General features: G+C 34.4%; 31 protein-coding genes. 7 read left to right on the top strand and 24 right to left on the bottom strand.

Annotation, left to right across the window (positions count from 1 at the left end):
- Nucleotides 1-3 precede the first annotated feature (3 nt).
- From HGJ18_RS05600 to HGJ18_RS05495, 22 genes are all read right to left on the bottom strand, one after another.
- Nucleotides 4-213 (bottom strand): hypothetical protein, encoded by a 210-nt coding sequence (locus HGJ18_RS05600; protein ID WP_253698097.1) that lies wholly within the window; start codon nt 211-213, stop codon nt 4-6.
- 214 nt (nt 214-427) lie between these two features.
- Nucleotides 428-1099, bottom strand: coding sequence for a DUF5131 family protein (locus HGJ18_RS05595; RefSeq protein ID WP_253698096.1), 672 nt, complete (start codon nt 1097-1099; stop codon nt 428-430).
- 205 nt (nt 1100-1304) lie between these two features.
- Entirely contained in the window at nt 1305-2273 is a 969-nt protein-coding gene (locus HGJ18_RS05590) for a DNA cytosine methyltransferase (protein ID WP_253698095.1), read from the bottom strand.
- A complete protein-coding gene (locus HGJ18_RS05585) occupies nt 2270-2737 on the bottom strand; it encodes a hypothetical protein (protein ID WP_253698094.1) in 468 nt (155 codons plus the stop codon). The genes HGJ18_RS05590 and HGJ18_RS05585 overlap by 4 nt, the downstream gene beginning before the upstream one ends.
- Nucleotides 2738-2752: 15 nt before the next feature.
- Nucleotides 2753-3142, bottom strand: coding sequence for a GNAT family protein (locus tag HGJ18_RS05580; protein WP_253698093.1), 390 nt, complete (start codon nt 3140-3142; stop codon nt 2753-2755).
- A 3-nt stretch (nt 3143-3145) separates the two neighbouring features.
- The gene (locus HGJ18_RS05575; RefSeq protein ID WP_253698092.1) at nt 3146-3436 is read right to left on the bottom strand and encodes a hypothetical protein; all 291 of its coding nucleotides are present in this window, start codon (nt 3434-3436) and stop codon (nt 3146-3148) included.
- A complete protein-coding gene (locus HGJ18_RS05570) occupies nt 3433-4215 on the bottom strand; it encodes a DnaA ATPase domain-containing protein (protein WP_253698091.1) in 783 nt (260 codons plus the stop codon). Before HGJ18_RS05570 ends, HGJ18_RS05575 begins: the two co-directional genes overlap by 4 nt.
- Before the next feature lie 8 nt (nt 4216-4223).
- The gene (locus HGJ18_RS05565) at nt 4224-5261 is read right to left on the bottom strand and encodes a hypothetical protein (RefSeq protein WP_253698090.1); all 1038 of its coding nucleotides are present in this window, start codon (nt 5259-5261) and stop codon (nt 4224-4226) included.
- Nucleotides 5262-5272: 11 nt separating this feature from the next.
- Nucleotides 5273-5626: a nucleoside triphosphate pyrophosphohydrolase family protein gene (locus tag HGJ18_RS05560; RefSeq protein WP_253698089.1), complete on the bottom strand. Its 354-nt coding sequence runs from the start codon at nt 5624-5626 to the stop codon at nt 5273-5275.
- Nucleotides 5623-5934 carry a DUF4406 domain-containing protein gene (locus HGJ18_RS05555; protein ID WP_253698088.1) on the bottom strand — a complete coding sequence of 104 codons (312 nt, stop codon included), beginning with the start codon at nt 5932-5934 and terminating at the stop codon, nt 5623-5625. Before HGJ18_RS05555 ends, HGJ18_RS05560 begins: the two co-directional genes overlap by 4 nt.
- 13 nt (nt 5935-5947) lie before the next feature.
- A complete protein-coding gene (locus tag HGJ18_RS05550) occupies nt 5948-8461 on the bottom strand; it encodes a DNA methyltransferase (RefSeq protein WP_253698087.1) in 2514 nt (837 codons plus the stop codon).
- A 20-nt stretch (nt 8462-8481) separates the two neighbouring features.
- Nucleotides 8482-8709: a hypothetical protein gene (locus HGJ18_RS05545; protein ID WP_253698086.1), complete on the bottom strand. Its 228-nt coding sequence runs from the start codon at nt 8707-8709 to the stop codon at nt 8482-8484.
- A gap of 4 nt (nt 8710-8713) precedes the next feature.
- On the bottom strand, nt 8714-9094 hold the full coding sequence (locus HGJ18_RS05540) for a hypothetical protein (RefSeq protein ID WP_253698085.1): 381 nt from the start codon (nt 9092-9094) through the stop codon (nt 8714-8716).
- Nucleotides 9095-9173: 79 nt separating this feature from the next.
- Nucleotides 9174-9743, bottom strand: a complete 570-nt coding sequence (locus HGJ18_RS05535; protein ID WP_253698084.1) for a DUF669 domain-containing protein — start codon at nt 9741-9743, stop codon at nt 9174-9176.
- Between the two features lie 11 nt (nt 9744-9754).
- Nucleotides 9755-10756, bottom strand: a complete 1002-nt coding sequence (locus HGJ18_RS05530) for a DUF1351 domain-containing protein (protein ID WP_253698083.1) — start codon at nt 10754-10756, stop codon at nt 9755-9757.
- 122 nt (nt 10757-10878) lie between these two features.
- Nucleotides 10879-11316 carry a hypothetical protein gene (locus HGJ18_RS05525; RefSeq protein WP_253698082.1) on the bottom strand — a complete coding sequence of 146 codons (438 nt, stop codon included), beginning with the start codon at nt 11314-11316 and terminating at the stop codon, nt 10879-10881.
- Nucleotides 11282-11977, bottom strand: a complete 696-nt coding sequence (locus HGJ18_RS05520; protein WP_253698081.1) for a DEAD/DEAH box helicase family protein — start codon at nt 11975-11977, stop codon at nt 11282-11284. The genes HGJ18_RS05525 and HGJ18_RS05520 overlap by 35 nt, the downstream gene beginning before the upstream one ends.
- Nucleotides 11978-11997: 20 nt before the next feature.
- Nucleotides 11998-12231 (bottom strand): hypothetical protein, encoded by a 234-nt coding sequence (locus HGJ18_RS05515; protein ID WP_010697652.1) that lies wholly within the window; start codon nt 12229-12231, stop codon nt 11998-12000.
- A 10-nt stretch (nt 12232-12241) separates the two neighbouring features.
- A complete protein-coding gene (locus HGJ18_RS05510) occupies nt 12242-12595 on the bottom strand; it encodes a hypothetical protein (protein ID WP_253698080.1) in 354 nt (117 codons plus the stop codon).
- A 10-nt stretch (nt 12596-12605) separates the two neighbouring features.
- On the bottom strand, nt 12606-12797 hold the full coding sequence (locus HGJ18_RS05505) for a hypothetical protein (protein WP_253698079.1): 192 nt from the start codon (nt 12795-12797) through the stop codon (nt 12606-12608).
- Between the two features lie 53 nt (nt 12798-12850).
- Nucleotides 12851-13348, bottom strand: coding sequence for a DUF6908 domain-containing protein (locus tag HGJ18_RS05500; protein ID WP_253698078.1), 498 nt, complete (start codon nt 13346-13348; stop codon nt 12851-12853).
- Between the two features lie 55 nt (nt 13349-13403).
- Nucleotides 13404-14180 (bottom strand): LPD29 domain-containing protein, encoded by a 777-nt coding sequence (locus HGJ18_RS05495; RefSeq protein ID WP_253698077.1) that lies wholly within the window; start codon nt 14178-14180, stop codon nt 13404-13406.
- Between the two features lie 296 nt (nt 14181-14476).
- Between HGJ18_RS05495 and HGJ18_RS05490 the strand changes: the two genes are divergently transcribed.
- The 4 genes from HGJ18_RS05490 (at nt 14477) to HGJ18_RS05475 (ending at nt 16300) form a co-directional block, all read left to right on the top strand.
- The gene (locus HGJ18_RS05490) at nt 14477-14773 is read left to right on the top strand and encodes a helix-turn-helix domain-containing protein (protein ID WP_253698076.1); all 297 of its coding nucleotides are present in this window, start codon (nt 14477-14479) and stop codon (nt 14771-14773) included.
- 93 nt (nt 14774-14866) lie between these two features.
- Nucleotides 14867-15154, top strand: coding sequence for a hypothetical protein (locus HGJ18_RS05485; protein ID WP_253698075.1), 288 nt, complete (start codon nt 14867-14869; stop codon nt 15152-15154).
- Complete coding sequence (locus HGJ18_RS05480; RefSeq protein WP_253698074.1) at nt 15151-15624, top strand: hypothetical protein; 474 nt, start codon at nt 15151-15153, stop codon at nt 15622-15624. The genes HGJ18_RS05485 and HGJ18_RS05480 overlap by 4 nt, the downstream gene beginning before the upstream one ends.
- A gap of 457 nt (nt 15625-16081) precedes the next feature.
- Nucleotides 16082-16300, top strand: coding sequence for a hypothetical protein (locus HGJ18_RS05475; protein WP_253698073.1), 219 nt, complete (start codon nt 16082-16084; stop codon nt 16298-16300).
- Nucleotides 16301-16304: 4 nt separating this feature from the next.
- Here HGJ18_RS05475 and HGJ18_RS05470 read toward each other — a convergent pair whose 3' ends face one another.
- Both HGJ18_RS05470 and HGJ18_RS05465 read right to left on the bottom strand, forming a co-directional pair.
- Entirely contained in the window at nt 16305-16508 is a 204-nt protein-coding gene (locus tag HGJ18_RS05470) for a hypothetical protein (protein WP_253698072.1), read from the bottom strand.
- A gap of 4 nt (nt 16509-16512) precedes the next feature.
- Nucleotides 16513-16746 carry a helix-turn-helix domain-containing protein gene (locus HGJ18_RS05465; protein WP_253698071.1) on the bottom strand — a complete coding sequence of 78 codons (234 nt, stop codon included), beginning with the start codon at nt 16744-16746 and terminating at the stop codon, nt 16513-16515.
- A 305-nt stretch (nt 16747-17051) separates the two neighbouring features.
- Here HGJ18_RS05465 and HGJ18_RS05460 point away from each other — a divergent pair, with 305 nt between their 5' ends.
- The 3 genes from HGJ18_RS05460 to HGJ18_RS05450 all read left to right on the top strand — a co-directional run bounded on the left by HGJ18_RS05460 (nt 17052) and on the right by HGJ18_RS05450 (nt 18882).
- Nucleotides 17052-17708, top strand: a complete 657-nt coding sequence (locus tag HGJ18_RS05460) for a LexA family transcriptional regulator (RefSeq protein ID WP_253698070.1) — start codon at nt 17052-17054, stop codon at nt 17706-17708.
- Nucleotides 17709-17795: 87 nt separating this feature from the next.
- Nucleotides 17796-18095 carry a hypothetical protein gene (locus HGJ18_RS05455; RefSeq protein WP_253698069.1) on the top strand — a complete coding sequence of 100 codons (300 nt, stop codon included), beginning with the start codon at nt 17796-17798 and terminating at the stop codon, nt 18093-18095.
- Nucleotides 18055-18882, top strand: a complete 828-nt coding sequence (locus HGJ18_RS05450; RefSeq protein ID WP_253698068.1) for a hypothetical protein — start codon at nt 18055-18057, stop codon at nt 18880-18882. Before HGJ18_RS05455 ends, HGJ18_RS05450 begins: the two co-directional genes overlap by 41 nt.
- Nucleotides 18883-18932 lie beyond the last annotated feature (50 nt).

Raw genomic sequence — 18932 nt, 5'->3', positions numbered from 1 at the left:
TATTTATATCTCCTTTACGATTAACTCATAATATTTACCGGTTATATCAACATCAACAAATGTGCAATCAATAGTAATCTGTTGATCCATAGCATAAGGGCATTCCCCTATCACTTTGATAAGTACATATTTCCCATTGTCTTTTTTACAAACAACTTCATAATGGCTATTACAGATATACTGAATACTGCCCTTTAATTTCATTTCTATCATTTTTTTATTCTCCTTATTCTGATATCAAATACAAAAACAATGGAATATTAAGAATTATAAAAAGGAACAAAGTTAGTTTAAGACTCTGAATGTATTTTTTTTTAGTTACATACCCTTCGATAAACAGTTCTGCAAAGAAAGGTATAAATGGTATCATAAAAATACATAAAATAATCATAGTTATAACTTCTTTTCTCATCATTATCACCCCTCCTTATTTCAATAATCTTTTCAGATTTTTCTTTTGTACTACTTTTGTGAAAGTTTCAAGTTCTGCAATAAGCTCTAGGATTTTTTCTTTCGGCGGCTCAGGCAACTTGTTACGGTTTGAGTTTGAGTCTGCCCCAATGTTTACTTGTCTAGGATTGCAATGTTTTATCATTGTGATAAATTCTGGTAAATCAAAATCCATAATAGGCTCAATAGTAATATATTTACGTTCTGCTGGTATTTTTGTAAAACTTAACACTCTATCGAGAATTGAAGGGCTGACGTTCATTATTGTCCTATACGTTCTATTTGTTTCTAAGGTAGTACACAAAGAAAAATATTCATTCAGCATTTGGAAAAACATTGCAAGCCTAGCGGGATTTTTAGTTTGTAATAGATACTCGTTTTCAGGATGCTTTTTGCAATGTTCCAGTGTTTTATGCACACAATCAAAGGGGATATTTTCAGCAAACATATCGCAAGAAGAACCGACAAAAATAAAGTTTCCTTTTCCTAAATCGGTTTTTAATTCCGTTTCATCAAAGTGTAACGGCGGCTGTTTACCCCACCGCTTCATATAACAGTAACTGCATCCGTGCGGGCATTCACCCTTAATTGTGTTCCACGTATGCGTAATAAATTTGTACATATTTCCGGTTGATTTATTTAATGGCATTTTATTTCTCCTTCCCTTTATTTTTTTTGTATTGAAAAACAATATATTTTTCCATATATCTACATTTATTATTATAGCTTTCAAATCGTACTTCGGCTTCTTTTAAGGCATCATCTGCATTAAGGGCTTTTAGTTTTATAATCTGTCCGTTAGAAAGACGAGCATAAAACTTGTTTTCACGCTTAATTTTTTTTTAAATCATAACTCATTCTTTTTTTACTCCCTTTATCCTTTTAATCCTTTCTCCAATCCACCGCATTACCGGCACGGCCATACTGTTGCCGATTGCTTTATAACGATGACTGTCGGGACATTGGTCTTTAGGCTTACCTTTCCATTCGATTTGTGTGTAATTATCAGGAAAACCCTGTAAGCGTTCACATTCAAGCGGGGTAAGACGGCGGATGTTTCTCCCTTCTTTAATTATCGTTTCACTTCCACCGCCGAAGTCTCCGCCGCTTGCTTTCAAAGTCCCCACGCCCTCTTTATATTGAGCAAAAGAGGATTGTGTATAGCTTTCAACGGCAAATTGATTGTTCAAGATTGTATCGCAGTCAAAGCCTCTTGCTCCAAAGCCTGTTGTAAGCGTTCCGGTAATTTCTTTTGTCTTGCCTTCGCTCGCCTCAAAAGAAGTTCTAGGTTTTTCTTGCTCAAATAATACTTTTGCGACAAGGTCTGTCCTGTTATCAGAATGTCCGACAACGAAGACTCTACGGCGGCGTTGGGGTACTCCGAAGTATTGAGCGTCAAGCACCCTGTAAGCCCACCCATACCCGCATTCTTCCAGCCCTGCAAGGAAGCTCGCAAAATCATATCCGCTGTTCGAGGATAAAACGCCGGAGACGTTTTCCCATACAATCCAGCGGGGGCGACATGCTTCCACAATTCCCAAATAGGCATACATGAGAGCGCCTCGCTCGTCATCGGTTCCTCCTCGTTTTCCCGCAATCGAGAAAGACTGGCAAGGTGTTCCCCCGACCAGAATGTCAAATTGTTCGATGTTCCAGTTTTCATATTGAGTAATATCTCCATAGTTTCTTACATTCTGGTATTTTTGCTTTAACAATTCGCACGGGAACGGTTCTATTTCTGCAAAACCTACAGGTTTAAAGCCTAAAGGCTCCCATGCGACTGTTGCTGCTTCAATACCGCTGCATACAGATAGATAGGTCATTCTTCTACCAATTCCCCGCAAGGGCTGCCGTCATCGGCAAAGACATAACCCTCAAATAACTCTTCTGGTAAAACCCAATCCTGTAATATTTTTACTCGATCATCACTTTTCCCGACTACAAGACCTTGTATATCGTCGTCTTTCCATTTTACCCACCCACCGTGTTTTTTGATTGCTTCCATCGCTTTATCAATACTTTCAAAAGGCTTGTACTTTGGTTCGGCGGGCAACTCGATGAGATAGGCTAAAGCATAATCCATATCTTGATGTAAAGAGTGATTGTGTATAATAAACCGTGCACAATACGCCTCATCTTTTATTTTTGTAAGAGTTTCTATATTAAAAAAATCAGTTTGTAAACAGTCTTTTATTTCTTTTATACTGTTTGCAAAAATGCACTTGCTCCCAATTTGTAATTCATCGGCGTTTAATGCCGTGTAAACTCTTAATTTGTCAAATTCCATAAACTATATCTCCTTTTATTTATCCCAATCAGGATGCCTTTTAATCCATCGTTTGATATTAACTTCTTTTGTACAAACAGGTACATAATTAGAAACTTCATAATCTTTCAATACTTCCCTTACAAACTTTTCTGCTGCTTTTTTCATCCTTTCTGTGGGCTCTGTATAAACATCATCGTAATAACTAAAAGTCCAATCCAAAGACTCTAGAAAATTATTTAAAACACAAATAGCCTCATTTTTTACATCAGGCTTCATTTTTGTAAAACCCGTTAATGTTAAGACGCTTGGTATTTCCTTTTCTTCTTCTTGTAGGTTTTTTAAAATTTCCTCAACTGCTTCATTTACGCTTGTATAATACAACCGCTCGCTATCAGCTAAATCCCAATAATCAATCTTTTTCATTTTTCAATTCTCCTTTCTTTCATAACCAAGTAATAGTTTTTCATCAATAAAGGTAAGCTCTATCTCCCCTTTGTATTGTGTGCCAGCATCGATAGTATTATTTTCTTTATAAATACACACATCCATATAATTAGGTAATCCGCTGAATGGACACCGTACAATAACCCAATTATCCGAGCGCTTAATTACTTTACCTTCAAATTTTGCAATAATCATCTTCAAATCTCCCTTATGGCTGTAAACTTTTAGTTGATAGCCACTTTTAAAACCGTCAACCTTTAATTGCCGGTTCACACGCTCCGCATTTCGGGACGAGAGCTTTCCCAGTTAAAAAGTACTACTTCTCCGACTTCTTCAATTCTATCACGCATAGCCTTACCTTCGTTAAGGTCTATATGCTTGCATAATGTTTCTAGGTCGATATTACCGCAAAGAATAACCGGAAGCATCTCGTTGTATCGGCGGCGTAAGATAATATTAAGCCATCCGATACGACCTTCCGTTTTTTTCACTTTGTCAACTTCGTCTACTACCAGCATAGGGCAAGAAGAATACTTGTTAAGTACGGCGTTTTGACCTTCACCAAAACCGGCTTGAGCGTCAAGTAAATCCGTCGCTATGTCATCAAAATCACGATAGATACCGCCCGTAACTTTTAACACCGCATGAGCTAAATGCGTTTTGCCGGTGCCGTTGTTTCCTAAAAGCAAAAGCCATTTATTTTTAGGCTCTTTTGCAAAAGATATGACGGCTTTATAAGCGGTTTCATTTTGCGGTGTTACCTTGTAATTTTTAAAGCCTGCGTGAATATAACGCTTAGGTAATCCGTCAATTCTGTCTAAAATCCGATCCACCTCCCATTTTTGCTGCTCTTGATTTTCCTGCTCTTCAAGACAAAGAGGGCAAAGGTTTTCGGCCTCATCAAGAGTTTCATACTCTAGCCCATGAATAGGGCAGGTTAGCTTTATCACTTTTTTGTCTCTGAAAAAGCGTTGCTTTATTTTTTCAACATCAAAAGTTTTTTTGGCAATGGTTATGTTGTTATTTTCAAAACCTTGTTTTAATACTTGCATTTCACCCCCTAAAACATAACGCTTTCTAAAGCCTCGCCGATGTCTATCTCGATTTTTTGTTTTGAACGCAAGGTTTCAGGTATCGAGCTTTCCGAAAAGTCTTGCTGTGAAAAGTCGTTTTGTGTAAAAGGCGGATGCTGTTTTTTAAAATCCTGCTGCCGTTGCTCCCAAGTATGAACGCAGGCTTTCCAGTTTTTCATCTTGTTTTTGCCGACATACCAGTCTTTGCTCTCGTAAAAGTTATAAAAAGCTACAGGGTCTATCCCGTTTTTTCGCTCATTGCAATAACTTGCAATTTCAGGGATAGTCGGTTTTACAAAACATTTACGCTTTTTTTCAAGTTTTGAAATTTCAGAAAAAGGGGCAGGCTCTGCCTGCTCAGGCGGCTCGTCCGCCGTCTGTGGATTTTCTGATTGCCCACCTCTTTCTAGGTTAGGTAATATATCTAAGCTAGATAAGTTAGATAAGTTAGAGTTAGGGTTTAAGTTAGAGTTAAAGTTGTCGTCCGAATTTCCGTCTTTTGGGTATACGGTATCCGTTTTTTGGCATACGGTATCAGCTTTTTCTGCATTTTCGGTATATGGTATCTCGTTTTTGGGATATGGTATAGTTTTATTGTCAGGTACTTCGTTTTTCTTGGGCTCCGATTTTTCAATTAAAAAATCATCTATGTTGTAGTAAAAATGATTTTCTTCTCTTAAAAAATTGATGATATTTTTAGGTAAAGCCCTTAAAGAGCGAACTGTACCTAGTTTTACTTTCGGGCTGTTTATATTTTGATGCTTTAACCATTTAGGCAAGATTATATATTCTTCAAAGTAAAAAGCCTTTTTTGCTTTTGCAAAAATATTGAGCATTCGTATAACTTCTTCTCTTGGAATACCTGTATCATCTTTTATTCTCTTTATTGTGATTTTATAAACCCCGCAAATTGAAGTACATTCATTTGTGAGTAAATACATATAGAGAAGTTTTTCTAAACCTGTTAAACTATCAACCCAATCATCGCTCCAAAAGGACGATGATATATACCGTTGTACTGCCATAAATTATTTCCTTAATATTTTTTCCCATGTAAAGGTTCACGCAATTTGTTGTATTCCATTTTTGCATTGATAAATTTTTCAATATCAATATTCAAATATCCGCAAAGACTGGCTAAACGGATAAAGGCATCTGCTATTTCAACCTCGAAAGTATCTTTTATTTCGTCCATTTTCGGTAAAGTAAAATTAGGAGGAAGCGAAACAAAAGACATATACTTTCCCTGTCTATGAGCCTCCATTGCTTCTGATAACTCACTTACTATCTGCATTAAAAGGCAGCCTATGTTTTGATTGTTCCGGTTATCGTAAAAGCCTTTTTCTTTTGCATTTTCATAGGCATTTTGTACTAATTCGTTGATTGTCATTTTCTTGCTTCCACCCATTCATTAACAGTCTTTATTTCAAGTCCTAGAGCTTGAGCTATTGATAGCTCTAAATCTCGACCTGCAGACTCATGTTCACTTTCAATCAATGCGATTGATAAGTTTTCATTTCTTGCAATAATTTCAAGACATTTTCTTATACATTTATTCCAACTCCAGTCTTCTTTGCAAAATATCACTGGGGATATTACGACGAACCCTGCTTCAATAAGTTTTTTGCGTGCATTTTCAAAATCCATTTTGTAATTTGGATTTTTAGTTATAGCTCCGCATAGATAAATTTGTTTCATTTCCTCAACCTCCCTAATTCGCTATTTTAAAATCATCTAAATCAAATAATGTCGGAGCGTTCTTTTCCATATCTGCTTCTTTTAAGTAGATAATACCGTCATTAAAAGATATTTCATTTAATTCATGTCCAATGCCGTATCTGCCTTTTTTAACAGCGATATAAGGCACTGTAAAAAGCCCTGCAAATGGATCATAAACTACATCGCCTTTGTTTGAGTAACGTTCGATAATTCTTTCAACCGTATCTATTTGCAAGGGACAAATGTGCATATTAAGTTCTTTTCTTGACTGCTCGCTATTTAAGGTGTGCATACGGTTTATATCATCCCACACATAATCGCTATTTGATGATACACTTATTACCGAAAAAGAAGCGGGGAGTTTTCTTGCTTTATCCAATTCTTCTGCAAGTTTGATATGCTCATTGTAATCATATATGTTTTGTTTTGAATACATAAAATATAGTTTTTGCATATCGGATACGGGGGATTCTTTTAGTTCTTCTAGTGAAACAAGTCTATTACCGCTAGATCTCCAGTATGCGTGAGCATCTATCTGCCATTGCCCACGGCCGTATTCTTCTTTTGTCTTTTTTACCGGAACATCGGCATAAGCTCTTGTTGTATCTGTTGGAAGTTTTCTAAAAAGTAAAATATATTCAGGACATCCGACACCCATTTTTGAACCGTCCTTACATTGTTCAGTCCATCCGAGTCTATAGGTTTGATTATTTTCTCGAACGACATCGGTAGTAATTACAATACGCCCCATATACTTAAATCCGTGTTTCATAAAGTGAAAAACAGTCATATCGCTAAATGGATCTAAAGTAGGCATACCATATCCTGTAGCATTGCCGAATAAAATCCTATCTTTAACATGTATAGCAGCAACTCTACCGGGTTTTAAAACTCGCAATAAATGCGGTGTTAAAAAATCCATCTGTTCAAAAAACTTATCGTTATCTTCATTATGCCCGAAGTCGTTATATGTCGGCGTGTATTCATAATGATTACTAAAAGGAATTGAAGTCATTATAAGGTCTACAGAATTATCTTGAACTGTTGGTATTTCGATACAGTTATCGTTTAATACAGCCTTAAAACTTTTACCCTCTATAACTTTTCTTTCAACTCCGATTGTACGAGCTAACTTTTCTGTAATATTTACAGATGATAGGCCATATTTTTTTACAATCTCCGTCATTTGTAATACAAGGTGTCTATGCTGCTCCCATTTTTCTTCCAGAGCTTTTAATATAGCCTGCTCGCTTTCGGTATAAATTATATGAACCTCAACAGGGTAATTCTGCTGGAAGCGGTATATGCGGTGAACGGCTTGAATAAAATCATTGAATTTATAATCAATACCGACAAATATACACTTATGGCAATGGTATTGCATGTTTCCGCCTTGAGCCGATATATCGGGTTTTGTTGCAAGGTACTGCAATGCGCCGTTTTTAAATTGTCTTGTAATTTCAACATTTTTTTCTATATCCTGTGAACCGAATACAAAACCGGCTTGCGGTACGGCCTTTTGAAGAGCATATCTTTCAGCCTCTAAGTTATGCCAAAGAATAAAATGCTCATCGGGATTGTTTTTTAATATTTCGAGTGTTTTATTAACACGCACCGGAATACTATCATGCTTTTCTTTTGCCGCTTCTTTTAATCCCATAGCAGCATCTCTAAACATTTTAATTTGGCCGTCATCTTCACTTCCGGCAGTGCTGTGATCTGCTTCTACTTTATGATATATAATTTTTAAATCCGGTAAGTCATATCCTTCATCAGAATATGAAGGATTAACATCTGAAGGTTTTGTGATAAATAATCCCCAGCTTGATACCCAAGCCCAAAACTCTTTTTCTTTATGCGGATATATGGTAAGTTTATTTGCCTTTGTACTATCCCTTTTGAAAAAACGTGTGAGACTTTGTCCCGAATCCATTACGCCTAAAAAGGCAGCATAGTGGATAAGCTCTTTATATTTGTTAGGGGAGGGCGTTGCAGTTGCAACAAACTTATATTTTACATCTTTAAACCTAGGCAAAAACTCTTGATATGTTTTCGAGCCGTAAGAACGCAATACGGAGGCCTCGTCTAAACTACAGGCCGTAAATGTATTGAGGTTTATATTCCCGTCTCTTACTCTTTCATAATTTGTTATTAAAATGGAAGCCGTGGAATTATCAATGTCTTCTTGATTTTTTACATATTGTAAAGGCAGATTATTTAATAGTTTTTCTGCATCATTGAAAAACTCATCTACAATATTTAAGGGGGTAACAATTAAAGCCTTACCGCCTTCTTTTTGCAAGATAAGCCGTAAAATTTCAAGCTGTATTACTGTTTTTCCAAGTCCGAAACTTGCAAATATTGCACGGCAGCCTCCGTGAATAGCCCATCTTACGGCATCTTTTTGGTGCGGTTTTAAAATGTTATTTATTTCGGATAATTCAATATTAAATCCGCTATCCCGTGCTATTGCAATTTTACTTCTTAAAAACTCATCATAAGTCATTTTGTTTACCCCTTAATCCTTTAAAGTTTTACTATATTCTCAGCTATAAATATTTTATCGCTGATATATCTTCCGCATATTTTTACATAAGAGCCTTTGAGTTTATCTTTTAGCTCTTTTGCTTTGCTTCCTGAATATTTTACTTTTATTCTTTCGCCGTCTTGCTGTATAATTGAAAACATCAGCTGCGGTTTTTCAAGTACAATGAAACAAGGTTTATTCTCAAGTAATCCTTTTAATTCTGTCATAATCTTACCCCACCCAATAAATTTTATTGTCAATTCTACTATCCTCGCCGATAGGATAATAAGAAGCCTTAACAAGTAATTTTGAAAAACTATCACTTGTAATGTTTAACATCTTTTGTAATTTCAATCTTTCAATTCCGTTGGATCCTGCATCTTTCAACATTCTTATTAAATCCTTTAGTTTTTTATCATAGTAGTTGTTTTTTTCTTTTTTCATTTCCATACTCTTGCGATAATTCAAAAAAGAAAAATAATCATCGTCAGTAAAAATATATGTTAAGCGGTTATCAATCAGTTCTTTTTTTAATCTTTTTTTGCGTGCAAAATAACGGATAGCCGCTTTTTGATAACCCGTTTTTTCTGAAACCGTGCCTATTGTGTACAATTCTCCCTCCCTTTGAAAGAATTATGCTGTAAGATATAATCCGCTCTTGCACGGTAAAGAACGGATTATATCAATTTAATTAAAACGGTATATTATCTAACCCGTTATTGACAGGCGGCAGATTATACGGGTTTCCTTGTCTGTTATTCTGTTGTCCTCTTTGATTTTGCGGTACATAGGCAGACTCTGCGTTTTGAACCGGACGGCTTCCATATCCGTTTTGAGGCGGTGTATTTTGTCTGCCGTAACCTTGATTGTTTTGAGACTGCTTGTTGTTTTCAACAATCAATCTTTTTACTTCAAAATACTGTTTGCCCGAAGGGGTAGGGTCTCCCTTATCAATGGCAATTTTACCTCTTGCACCGATCCAAGATGATATTTTAAAATTACCTCGTTGAATATTAAAACAATCAAAAAAGCGGGTAATATTTTGATTAGTTCTTATCCACGCTTCTTCACTTGATTTGTCATCAACCAGATAATATTTTAGCTGCCCTTGTTCAGGAATATCAAAATCCAAAACAACCATTTCATTGCCGGATTGAGATGTCTTTTCCTCAGCTTTGACTATTGTACAATCCCATTCTCCAGCTTTAAAATTACTTCCACCGTAATTTTCATCAATTCTAAAGTGTTCACCAAATGCCATTTTATATCTCCTTATTTTTTAAACTGATATTTTATATCGATTTTATCCATAAATGATTGAAGTTCTTTTAATTGAGCTTCCGTTCCCATAGCTGTAAAATCAACTGTGTATATTCTTTCACTTGCTGTTGATGTTATAGGCTCACTTTCAGTATCTTCTTTCCCTATTTCTTGTGGCTTTTCTCTTTCTTCATTAAGTCTAGCGAGTTCATTAAGTGTAGCTTCCATATCTCCGTTTAAGTCGTTGTATATTTTACAGGCCTCAATTTCACTAACCTTAGCAATATCACCGGAGCATAAACGGCTTAACTCTTGGTAGTCTTTTTTCTTTTTTTCTTCGATATCTTTTTTTTCTGCTTCTAGTTTTGCAAGTCGTTCACGGTTTGCCTTTATTTCATCAGCCTTAGCTAATGCAGCATCAAGGTTAAGAGTTGAAAGATAAAAATCCCTAGCCTCCGTTTCTCCGATACGCTCAAGAACGTTTAAATCGCTTTTTATTTTGTCGATTTTTTCAAGGATTTCTTTTTTCGTATCTTCGATTTTAGCCGTTTTATTAAGCCATTTATCATTGAAGATTTTATCAATTCCGATAAGCTCAAAATTAAGAGAATTGAAGTATTCAACAATGATAGTTTTTTTTGCTTCCTTTTCTTTATTTTCAACTGCTTTTACAATGAGATCAATTTCGCCCGATGCTGTTTTTATCAAGGCTACCGTTTCATTTATTGTGTTTTTAAAATCATCGATAGGCTTCATAAACTGTCTTTCTATTTCAATGCGTTTGTCGTTCAGCATTTTTGCGGCCTTGTTTAATTCCGCTTTATCTTTCTTTGCATTGTCAATAGTATCAGGGCTGTAATTTTCTGCCTTATAAAAATGTAATTGTTTTTCTACCTGTGCTTTTAATTTTTCAGCGTTAGTCGTAAGCTCCCCTATGTTTTGCTTGTAAATTTCCAATTCCAGCTTAATAGGTTCTACATCTCTCACATTTTCTATAACTTCTAAATCTTTCATAAAATCATCTCCTATTGTTTGATTGTTTTGATAAGCAAATATAATTTGCTTTATTTGATTTTCCGTTAAATGCGGAATGTCAAATACTTTGTAATTACCGCTTTTGGGAGTGTGTAAAACCTTTAAATACTCTTTTTTAAAAAAAGATTATAAAGGTTTAATTGCAACATCCACATAAAAATATCCGACTCGTTTTGTGTTTTTATGTCATAGACGGTATCTATGCCGATTATGTCGGCCGTTCCGGCAAATGTAAAATTGTCGTACTCGCAATAAAACATTTTTTCAAAAACACAATTATTGCGGTTAATTTGTTTTTCAATCCAGTTTGCCTCGATTGAGCTTATTACCCCTGTTTCTATTTCCTTATGTATTGCCGTTCCTCTGTCTGCTGCTCTTTTCAAAACATCAGGCGGTATATGCGATAAGTCTTGAGCCGTTACAGTACGAATTATTTTTGTAACAGACGGAATAATACGGCCGTTAAGTTTGTATGTATGCCAAACAGGATCGAAGAAAAAGTCTTTATCTTGCAAAGTCCATGATTGAGTTACCGGCATTTTGATTTTCTCCTCTTTGTATTTGTGTTATATCATTTTTAGGTAATCCGTAATATTCACGGATCACTGTATCAACTGCTTTTAAGTCATTCGGTATTAAAGCATTTTCAAACATACCCATAGGTGTTTTTACCGTGTCGCTTCCGTTGTTGATTGTTGCAAAACAAAATTGCCGTTGATTGTTACCATCTAAAGTTACAACAGTTTTTAAGACTATAGAAAATAAGCCTTCTACTGTGATTTTTTCGTCCAGCAACTGCCCAATTGTTTTGCATTTTTCTGTGCCGTCTTTTGTTTTTTCAATATGTGAAAGAAAATATACAATCTTATCATCAGGTAAATTGATTGCCGTTTCTGTCAGATTGAAAAAATTACTTCCGATGTCTGTAAACTTTTCAAAACCTTTTTCTTTTGCTCGATGCATGTATTCAAAAGCCATTAAATATTGAGCGTCATCAATAATTATGCTTTTTGAATTCGCTCTTTTTAAGATTGTTTCAATCTCTTTGTAGTTGTCGCTTTTTAACATCGCCAAATCATTTTTAAAAGGAAGGGGCTTTTTTGATACATTTACTATCGAAGCCTCGCCTTTTTTGAAGTTCCGTAAACTCGTAGATTTACCGGTTCCACTTTCTCCAATAACCAATACAATTACTGCCATAATTCACTCCTTAATCCTTATTATTTTTTACACTTGCAATTATTACAATCACAAGTGCAATCATCGATAATTTCAATATTGTTAAGCGATACAAAGTCTCCGAATGTTTTACATCTGAAGATTGAAAAACCATCACGATGCTTTACAGCCCATTCCATATCGCCGACTGTTAATTTGTCATTGATTGCTTTTCCTACTGCATAGCTATACAAGGCCGCAGCCTGCCTGTTTTTTAAATAAACCTTTCCCCTCATTTTTTACCTCCTATTTATTTTGAAAAAAATCTCTAGGCGATACGCCGTAATATGAATAGATATTACGGCTCGCCTTGTATTCTTCTAACGCTTCTTTGTAGTCATCGCTTTCCAGTATTCGATACTCAAGCTCGCTCTTTTCAACAATGCAAGTATCAAGAGCTGTTAATTCCTCATCTGTGTATTCCCTATCTATGCCGATGATGTCCATGTCGCTTATGTCTTCGGAATACTCGACTTCCAGCTCTCCATTTTCAATAGACCATTCAAAAGGTTGCTTAACCTTTCGGCCGTCCGATAAGGTGCTGATTATCTCGCCTTCGTAGGTAGATATTTCTATTTCTTGATACTGCATTGCTAACATTTTTTTACTTCTATACAAGCTCTGTAAAATAAATCATACAAGAGAAGATGTCTTTTGTCGGTGTCGATGATACTTGATATTTAATATCAATAATTGAAAATCCATATTTCTCTGATGTCATTAAAAAATCATCAACATCTCTTTCTAATTTTTTGTCATCGTTGTAACTTGTAAATATTTGTGCTCTTTTAACGCTTTTCATTTTCAATCTCCTTAATTTACCGCCTAGTCAAAAGGCTAGGCGGCGTGTTTAATTTATGCTGCTATTTTTTGCTGTTGCTTAATATTTTTGAGCCAAACATTGCAAAAGACGGTTGTATCTTTTTGTGTTTTAAAAACCTTTTCAACTTTGCCACTATCATCAAAGGTGATTAAGTCTTTTGATAAGCCTAAGCCGTCCATTTTTTCATAGATAGGGTAATACTCGGTGCCGTATGAAAATTCTTTTTTTAAGAAAACCACTTCCGGATCCGCCATTAAATCTCCGTTCTGCTCATAGTAGTGTGCTACTGAGATTTTGTCATCTGCGATTTGTTCTACGATAACAGGCATAAAGCCTTGCGTGTTGCTTATCTTTGCATAGCCGTCTACCATTTTAGACTCTAAAGCTTGCAATACTTTTTTTGCCGTTGCATTGATTGCTTTTGCATAGCCAAAGCCTGCGATAAGCTGTTCTTTTTCTTTGGCTTTTTTTTCTGCTTGCTTTTCAGCATTTTTTAAAATCTCAAGTGCCATTTTTTCTAAATCTGTCATCTTCCTTAATCCTTTTTATTTACCGCCTAGCTTTTCACTAGGCGGCGTGTTTTATTTATGCTGTAAGTCTCTCTGCCTCTTTTTCTTTTTTAGAAGTACGAGTCGTGCGTTCTACCAATTTAGCAGGTTTTCCATCTCTGCCAATTTCCATATAGTCGTAAAAGTTTCTATCGAAATAATCCGACATTGAGTCAGTGTCATCGTAGTTGTATGAGTTCATGAAGTTTTTAACATCTTGCAGAACTTCGTATACAACCGGATTTATCCACGTGTCGGATTTGCTAAACTTTTTCTCACAATTTGCCGTTTCTACTTGATAGTTAATCCATTCTTCAATGTCTGATTGAGTCATACTGTCGGTTTCGATATTGCCTTTTGACGGAATATACGACCGTCTTTGGTGATAGTTTGTGTGATAGTAATTCAACATCAGGTCGCTATTGGTCAACTCAACCGGATATTCGGTTAAAGCGATTGTGATGCTGTCTATGTCTGATGTGATTGAAAAGCGGTATGCCGGATGAGCATTTTTAACATATTCACGGATTAACTTAGTAATGTCTTTTATTGAAAGACTGCGGTCATAGCGTTCACCTTGCCAGCCGTTTGCGGTGTAAAACTGTCGGCGGTAGTTATCGGCGGTCTCTGTTGTATTATCGCCTTTTTCAGTAAATTGCAACCTCTGAGCTAATGCGAAAGCGATTTCAAATTCGCTGTTCAATTCCTGCATTGCTTCGGTGTTTCCACCTCTGTCAGGATGAAGTTGCATAGCAGCTTTCCTATATGCTGCCTTAACTTCTTCTAATGTCATTTTTTTTGTAAAGTATTTCATCTTCCTTAATCCTTTAGGTTTTTTTCTAAAACCTTAAAAAAAAGGCGGCTGGAACTTGACCTTTCCAACCGCCTAGATTTTTGGCTAAAAGCCTTTAATAAGTAGGTCAAGTAAGACTTATTAAAAGCTCTTTGATAATCAGCAATATGATTTTTCGTATTGCTTATATTTATATAATACATATTTTCGGAATATTGTCAAGTATTTATTACGAAAAATCGTAATATTTTTGTATTTTTTTATATTTTTTTTTACTTTTTATTATGTTTTTTCGCACTTTATCCGATATTTTCAATATGAATATAGATGTAAACGCATTTTATGAAAGAATAAAAGACTTACTAAAAGAAGATAAAAAATCACTTGATGACTTGATGTCGATAAATGGCTTATCTTTTAATGCCAAAAGTACATATTTTTCAATGCGTCAAGCCGGTAATCTTCCTAGAGCCGATGATGTATTGCGTATTGCCGAGTTTTTCGGCGTGTCGGTAGAGTACCTTATAACTGGCAAAATGCCGGATAATAGGGAAAAAATCAATAAAATCAAGGACGACCTATTGAATGTTATTCGGGATTTGGATAGCATCTAAAAACGGCTAAAACAGGCTAAAAACGCCCTAATACACTTGATAAATACCTTGAAATTGGGTATAATCTAAATAGTACCAAAGGATAAGGGGTTGATGATGAAAAACCAACTCATAGAAAAACACAAGGAAGCTCAAGCAATACTCAACTATAACATTATGCTTAATAATTGTTCTATGTATATGGATAAGGATATATCCAACTACAACAATATTATAAAATCCTTGAAATATTTATCAAAAAAATCATGTTTTGATGATGCAACAATTAAATCTCTTTTTCGCGATTGTACATCTTTGTATATTTCAAAATTAATCGAAAATGAAATAACCGATAATATCGTCAATTATTTGGAAAAATCAATTTGGGGTATTTTTAAATGAAAAACGAAATAAAAGCAAAAGAAACAAAACCTATAAAATCAAAACAGAATAAAATAGAAGTTCCTGAAAATGAAGATAACCTTTTTAGTGAAGCAATCGATAATGCACCACCAGAGATAAAACACGCCCTACAACAATTTTCACTTGGAATTTTAAGCACTCAACAAATCAGCTCTCGCTCTTCAAAATTTTTTGATAACATATCAGATAAAATAACTGAAGATCATATAGATAAAATTATAGACAAAACCGATACAACCGATAAAAGAGAGTTTATATTTAATATTTTTATTCAAATACGCAATCTTTTACTTGTATCAGGATGCATAGCTCTTTTTGTTTGGCTTACAATATATCTAGCATCTAAAAACGAACCTTTATATAAAGAAGTCTTAAAAATCACCGTATCATTCTTAGGTGGCCTTGGCTTAGGTTTTGGTATAAAATCATATAGAAAAAAAAGTGATTAAGTAAAATATTATTAAATTATTAACCCACAAATAAAAAGAAAAACTCAAGGCAGACTTTCTTTTCGGAGGAAGATAATCTGCCCTAAGAAAAGAAGTCCCCGTGCAACTTCTTTTTTTAGCGAGATACTTATGAGCCTTTATTTAGAGCAGTATGCAAAAATGGCTTTTTAATAAAACCTTGAAAAGGGTAGGGGAAGATAGCCTACCCAAAACAAGGAACGGCAAACCGTTTTTTAAGTAATCCATTGCACCAAATATAAGGAGTTACAGATGTTATATTTTGCTCTTTTAAAAAAAGCAAATTGCAACACCTGCACTCAATTTTCCCTTCCCTCGAACCCCTAACAACCTCGCCGAAACAGAGTATCATTAAAAGAATGGAGCTAACCATTATGTATTTATCTTTATCTTCTCCCTACCGATAATTATAAAAATCAAGGATAAGGAGCATTTCAAAATGACTACTCAAGAACTACAACTTAAAGCTATAGATATAGCTTTACAGTTAGTCCAATCAAATCAAATTACGCTAGGAACAGAGCCTAACGCCTCGCCGGAAAGTGTTATTGATAATCTCTTTGCAATTTCCGGCTTAATTATTGCAAAACTAGATCCACCACAATCCGAATTGGATCATGGACTCCGCACAGCTATGGGAACAGGAACTGCCAGATAATTTTCTAACTTTCTTTTTTATCTTCAGTTTCTCCCATTCTATAGCCTCCCAGTATTTCAATTTTTACATATTGAAACGGAGGCAGTTTTTTAATATCTATCTCATCGCTAAACCTTAAAGCAGCTAGATACAATCCGTGCTTTTCACAGCATTTTTTTATGTCTGCTAAAAGCTGGACTGAATCGACTTGTTTTGTTTTTTCTGCCATACCTCTAACCTCCAATTTCATTTTCTTTTTCTACAATCGAGTAGGTAGTCTTTGCAACTACTTTGTATCGATTGAAAAATTCTTCTATTTGTTCAGAGTTAATCCATATAACCCTGTCAACCTGAATACTCCCTATAGTTCCATCTCTCCTCTGTTTATATAGAAAAGAAATAGAAACGCCCATTTTTTCGGCGGCTTCGTCAATCCTGTAATAATCAATCCCCTTGATGTTTATCACTTTCTTTTCCTCGAAAAATCCGCTATAATAATGAACGGATACAAAAAAGCCCAAGAAAGGATAATGTCGCAACTCCCTCTTGGGCTTTTTAGCCAAAAGCGGCCGTACAAATGTTGCGACGAACTTATACGGCGGCTCTCAATTTTCATCCTCTTTATGCCGATAAAGAAGAACTAACGATTTTTTTATCAGTATTGATATACTGTTTTTGTATCGTTATAGTCATATTATATGACTTTAGTTATATTTTGTCAAGTCTTTTTATGACAAAAGTTATAAAAAAGTCATAAAAAGAGGCTTTTTTTATGGAAAATATAAGATTAAAAGAAATTAGACAGGCTTTAGGACTTAATCAGCTTGAAATGGCAAGGAAATTTGACAAAACTCAATCACTTTGGTCATATTATGAAAAAGGTATCAAACCTATACAATCTGATGTATACATTAAACTTCAAGAAATGGGCTTTAATATAGAATGGCTTAAAAACGGTATCGGTAGTATGTATTTAAAAGATAAGATGCCGATAGTAAAAAATGCGGCCGAAGCAGAAAAAAAAGATCTAATCCCTTTCTATGATATAGATGTTACGGCTCATATCTCCGAGATATTCACGGATACGCCTCATTCTGCCCCTGCTTATTGGCTTGACATTCCGCATTTTAAAGGCTCTATAGCCTGTAGAGTATCGGGCGACTCGATGGCTCCGGAAATATCATCAGGCGATATGATTTTGGTAAAAAAAATCAACAACCCCGATGTAATTCTTTGGGGTGAAATCTATCTTGTCGTAACTGATGAGACTGCAAATAATCTATGTACGATTAAAAAGCTATATCAAGGTAGAACCCCCGATACCCTTATTCTAAGGTCTATAAACCCCGAATATGCAGGAGATACGTTAATCCCTAAGCAATCAATACTAACTATAGCCCATGTAATTGGGTGTGTTAAGATGTTTTAAAGAGAAAAATGCCGGAATTGCTATTTTTTATTATTGAAAATACTTAGCAAATGATATAAAATACTATTCATTAAGGAGACAAAAATAATGGAAAAAAAATGGATTGTTTTTTATTTAACAATAATATTTGTAACATGTTTCGGTTGTTTATCAAGACCTGAAACCCCTAAAAAAAATTTTGTCTATAATCCTAATGGTAGAGAAGAGTTTATTTTTAGAAGTTTAGAACCCAATGAAAAAGAAAAAGATTATGGACTATTTGCACTAAAAAGACGGAATATAGATGATTATACAGATAAAATTACACTTCCTTATAAAAAATATGTAGGGAAGAGAGGTTTTTTTTTTGACAAAAGAACCAATAAATACATCAAGTATTACTCTTAAATATTTTTATTATCCCATTGTTTTAGAAAATGGAGAAGAATATTTTTTTGTTGTAGAAAAACAATCATACAACAACAGTAAATATGAAAATTTATCTTACGATAGTTATTACAAAGATAAAGTTTTATATGATTCAATTATTCCTTTATCAGTTCATATTAAGAATATTTCATTTAAAGAAGAACCCATTGTACCTAATTCAACAGTAATTATTACTAGTAAAACTAACTATCAATACATATTAAATAATAATCAATTTATAAATCATTCAACATTAAAAAGAATTAGAGATATATGTAATATTTTTAAAAACAAGAAAGGATTATCCGAATTACTTGTAGACATAGAGTCAGAAATAGATTTAATATTAAATGAAGACAAAGTGGATAATAAGTGGAAAATTTCAGTTAATTTTAAAAATTTTAATACTTTAAATCCATATATTATTATTGAAAATGGAATCCCTAAATTTAACTTTACTGTTAGATATATGGCATATGATTGGCTTTTTATATCATATTATAAAGTTGTTGCAGATGATTTTAAATGGGAGTCACATTTGTTAGATTTTGATAGAGAGGTTTTATCTCGCTTCATTGAAGAAAGCTATACTTCGGTAGATATAGATAAGGAAGATTTAAGTGTTTTAAATAATATAGCCAATTCTAAAAATGCCTTAATAAGGTTTTATGGAAAAAAATATTACTCTGATGAAGATATAAAAGATGAAGAAAAAAATGCTTTAAAAATTATGTTAAAACTATTTAATTTTTTAAAAAGCAATTAACTATAAGATATAAAAGATGATTTGTATTAGTGAGTCTTGAATACAGAGGG

Origin of the sequence: Treponema denticola, from assembly GCF_024181405.1 — a bacterium.
Classification (GTDB): Bacteria; Spirochaetota; Spirochaetia; order Treponematales; family Treponemataceae; genus Treponema_B; species Treponema_B denticola_D.
Note: the sequence above shows the minus strand (reverse complement) of the source record. Positions and strands in the feature narration are given on the sequence as shown.